Annotated in this window: 3 protein-coding genes and 1 pseudogene; all 4 read left to right on the top strand. The window is 51.3% G+C overall.

Translation table 11 applies throughout. From position 1 onward, the window contains the following. A partial coding sequence (locus ACR0P9_RS08540; RefSeq protein ID WP_432619204.1) for a TIGR03960 family B12-binding radical SAM protein occupies positions 1-1,356 on the top strand: 1,356 nt, incomplete at its 5' end. Next, entirely contained in the window at positions 1,349-2,020 is a 672-nt protein-coding gene (locus ACR0P9_RS08535; protein WP_432619202.1) for a TIGR03936 family radical SAM-associated protein, read from the top strand. The genes ACR0P9_RS08540 and ACR0P9_RS08535, both read left to right, overlap by 8 nt. Before the next feature lie 15 nt (positions 2,021-2,035). Beyond that, positions 2,036-3,481 carry a tRNA (N6-isopentenyl adenosine(37)-C2)-methylthiotransferase MiaB gene (gene miaB, locus ACR0P9_RS08530; protein ID WP_432619200.1) on the top strand — a complete coding sequence of 482 codons (1,446 nt, stop codon included), beginning with the start codon at positions 2,036-2,038 and terminating at the stop codon, positions 3,479-3,481. Then, positions 3,474-4,052, top strand: a pseudogene (locus ACR0P9_RS08525) (DNA mismatch repair protein MutS); the annotation flags it as partial. The gene miaB and the pseudogene ACR0P9_RS08525, both read left to right, overlap by 8 nt.

Here is a 4,052-nt window from a genome sequence, read left to right as displayed (position 1 = left end):
TTTCAGATTGGCGACGGCGAAGAGATTATGATCGAATTTACCGATCTGTATCGTCAGGCGAAGCGGGAAAATTGGAGCAAGGACGAATTTTTGCGCAAAGCATGTCATATTGAAGGCTTGTATGTACCGGCACTGTACGATGTGACGTATCACGAAGACGGAACCGTAAAGGCTGTGACGCCGAAAGACGGCGCACCGGCGTTTGTCCAGAAGCGCATCGTGCGCGATCTGGATAATATGTATTATCCGGAATCGTTTGTGGTTCCGTCTACGGAAATTGTCTTTGACCGTGCCATGGTGGAGTTGTTCCGCGGATGTCCGCGTGGCTGTCGCTTCTGTCAGGCAGGTCATACCTATCGCCCGCTGCGCAAAAAGAGCGCAGATGTTCTGCTCAAGCAGGCAAAAGCAGTGCTGGACAATTCTGGTTATGAAGAGATTTCGCTGTCGTCGCTGTCCACCAGTGACTACTCTGAGCTGCCGAAACTGGCCAATGATTTGCTGGACATTTGCGAAGAGCGTCGTGTCAGCTTGTCGCTGCCGTCGCTGCGTGCAGACTCGTTCAGCATGGAGCTGATGGAGCGCGTACAGAAGGTACGCAAGAGTGGTCTGACCTTTGCCGCAGAGGCGGGAAGTCAGCGTCTGCGTGATGTTATCAACAAGAATATCACGGAAGAAGACCTGCTTAAGGCGTGCACCTATGCCTTTGAGGGCGGATGGAACAATGTCAAGCTGTACTTTATGATGGGTCTTCCGACGGAGACCAATGCTGATTTTGACGAGATGTCCCAGCTTTGCAAGAATATTGCGTATCGCTGGCGCATGACCACGCCGAATCGGGCGCGCGGTGTCAAGATTACCGCGTCAACGTCCTGCTTCGTTCCGAAGCCGCAGACGCCGTTCCAGTGGGATGCACAGGCGACCAAGGAAGAGCTGGACGAAAAGACGGCATATCTGCGTCAGGTCATGAAGACCAAAAATGTCACGTTCCGCTGGCACGCTTCGGACACCAGCTTTTTGGAGGGCGCTTTTGCCCGCGGAGACCGCCGCATGGCAGAAGTGCTGTATACGGCGTGGAAGTCTGGCTGCAAGATGGACGGCTGGGAGGATTGCTTCTCGCTGGAGAAGTGGATGGATGCCTTCCAGACGGTTGGTCTGGATCCGGCGTTTTATGCCAATCGGCAGCGTCCGCTGGATGAAGTGTTCCCGTGGGATCACATCGGATGCGGAACGACAAAGGAACACCTCAAGAGAGAATGGGAGCGTTCGCGCAGAGCGGAACCGACTCCGTCTTGTCTGGAAAAATGCGCTGGCTGTGGTGCAGCTAGCCTGTTGAAAGGATGTGCGTGCAGTGTTTAAGGCAAGAATGCGATTTTCTAAGACCGATGAAGCAGCATATATTTCTCATCTGGATTTGATGCACTGTATGCAGCGCATTATTACCCGTGCCAAGCTGCCGGTGTGGTACACAGAAGGATTTAACCAGCATATTTATATTTCCATTGCCCTGCCGCTGTCCACGGGATACTCCGGCGAATGGGAGTTTTTGGATTTTAATTGTACGGCAGAACAGCTGCCGGAGGACGCTGTACAGCGCATGAATGCGGTGTGCCCGTCTGGCATTTCCGTACAGGAGATGTATTCCATTGAGAATGGTGCAGGACGAAAGGTGCGCGATATTGCGTACTCCAAGTTTGAAATTACTTGGGAGTTTGACAACGGCGTACCGGCGGATTTCTGCGAGCGTGTACAGGCGCTGTTCGCGCAGGACGAGATTCTCATCATGAAAAAATCCAAGCGCGGAGAAAAAGAGGTCAATATCAAGGACTACATGAAGGCGTTCACGTTGGAACCGGATACCGACTGCGTGCGCTGCTATGCCATTCTCGGCGCGGGCAACAACAATTTAAGCCCGGAATATCTCACAAAGACCATCGTGCGCGATTTACCGGATTTGACGCCGGACGGCGCAAACTATCATCATCTGATGGTATATGATGCAGAACTCAACGAATTTCGATAAACTGGATGATATAGGATGAAAAATACAATTTCAAGACAAATACCAAAGGAACAGATTGCGCATCAGCTGGATTATATCGAACAGGTGAGCCGCCGCAATGCGCTGCTGCCGGAACAGCAGTGGTTTTTCTGCCAGACATTCGGCTGCCAGCAGAATGAAGCGGACACCGAGCGCATTGCCGGTATGCTGCGCGATATGGGCTATCAGCGAACCGAGGATTATACCAAGGCAAATGTAATTGTTGTCAATACTTGTGCTGTGCGTGAACATGCGGAAAAGCGCGTGTTCGGCATGATGGGCAAGTACACCCATTTAAAAGATACTCGCGATGATCTGGTTATCTGCATGTGCGGCTGTATGGTACAGCAGGAGCATATCACCGAGAAAATCAAAAAAAGCTATCCGCGCGTAGATATTGTGTTTGGCACGCATATGCAGTGGAGATTTCCGGAGCTGTTGCTGCACCGTTTGAACGGCAGCAAGCGCATTTTTGAGATTGCCGGTGACCCGAAGGGTGAAATTGCTGAAGGTCTGCCGGTTCAGCGCGGTGAGGGCTGCCATGCATGGCTGTCCATTATGTACGGCTGCAACAATTTCTGTACATACTGCATCGTGCCGTATGTGCGCGGCAGAGAACGCAGCCGTCAGCCGGAGGATATTGAGGCAGAACTGCGCTGCTTAGTAGAAGAAGGCTATAAAGACATCACACTGCTTGGTCAGAATGTCAATTCGTATGGCAAGGACTTGGGCATGGATATGGACTTCTCTGATTTGCTGGCGCGGCTGGATGCCGTACCGGGCGAATATCGTCTGCGATTTATGACGAGCCATCCGAAGGATGCATCGGAAAAGCTGTTCCGCACAATGGCAGAGGGAACTCATATCAGCCATCAGCTGCACTTGCCGTTCCAGTCCGGCTCCAATCAGATTCTCAAGCGTATGAATCGCGGATACACCAAGGAGGCGTATCTGGAGCTGATTGCGGCGGCAAAGCGATATATGCCGGATCTCGTGCTGTCTTCGGATATTATCGTTGGTTTCCCTGGCGAGACCGAAGAAGATTTTCAGGGAACGCTGGACGTTGTACGACAGGGACAGTATGATCAGTTGTTTACTTTTTTGTATTCCAAGCGCAGCGGTACACCGGCAGCGGAAATGCCGGATGCGGCAACGCCAGAGGAAAAACAGGATCGCTTTAATCGTCTGCTGGAGACGCAGGAGGCCATCAATCAGGTGCGGCAGGATGCGTATCAAGATCGGGAGCTGAGTGTTCTGATTGACGGTCTGTCCAATGGCAAGGATGACAGCGACTATACACATTGCGGACGGACAGACGGCGGTCTGCTGGTGCTGGTTTCCGGCGAAGATCTGCATATCGGCGATTTTGTCGATGTAAGTATTACAAAGACCTCTCTGCGTGCACTGTACGGCAGAGCAATTAGGAAGGGGTATCATGGCTGAACTTACGCCGATGATGCGGCAGTATTTTGAAATTAAAAATCAGAATCAAGATGGTATTTTACTGTATCGTCTCGGTGATTTTTATGAAATGTTCTATGATGATGCAAAGATTGCGTCGAAAGAACTGGATCTGGTTCTGACCGGAAAAAATTGCGGACAGGAGGAGCGGGCACCGATGTGCGGCATCCCGTTCCATTCCTGTGAGAGCTATATTGCCAAGCTGGTCAAGAATGGACACAAGGTATTTATTTGCGAACAGACTGAAGATCCAAAAAAAGCAAAAGGATTGGTGCGGCGCGAAATCATTCGCACCATTACACCGGGCACAGTCATCGAAGCGTCTATGCTGCAAGAGGACTGCAACAATTATATTGCGTCTATCTATTTTGGCGCGATGGGCGCGGGTATCTGCTTCGCAGACATTACAACAGGCGAAATGCTGGCAACGGATATGTCCGGCGATGACATGACGGTGTATGCGATGAATGAAATCGGCCGCTTTACACCGAAAGAAGTGCTGCTCAATCCGGCTGCGGCAGATGATGGCGCATTGATTGACTTTTTGCACGAA

The sequence above is a fragment of the Butyricicoccus sp. genome, from assembly GCF_050872565.1.
In the GTDB taxonomy this organism is placed as follows: domain Bacteria; phylum Bacillota; class Clostridia; order Oscillospirales; family Butyricicoccaceae; genus Butyricicoccus_A.
Note: the sequence above shows the minus strand (reverse complement) of the source record. Positions and strands in the feature narration are given on the sequence as shown.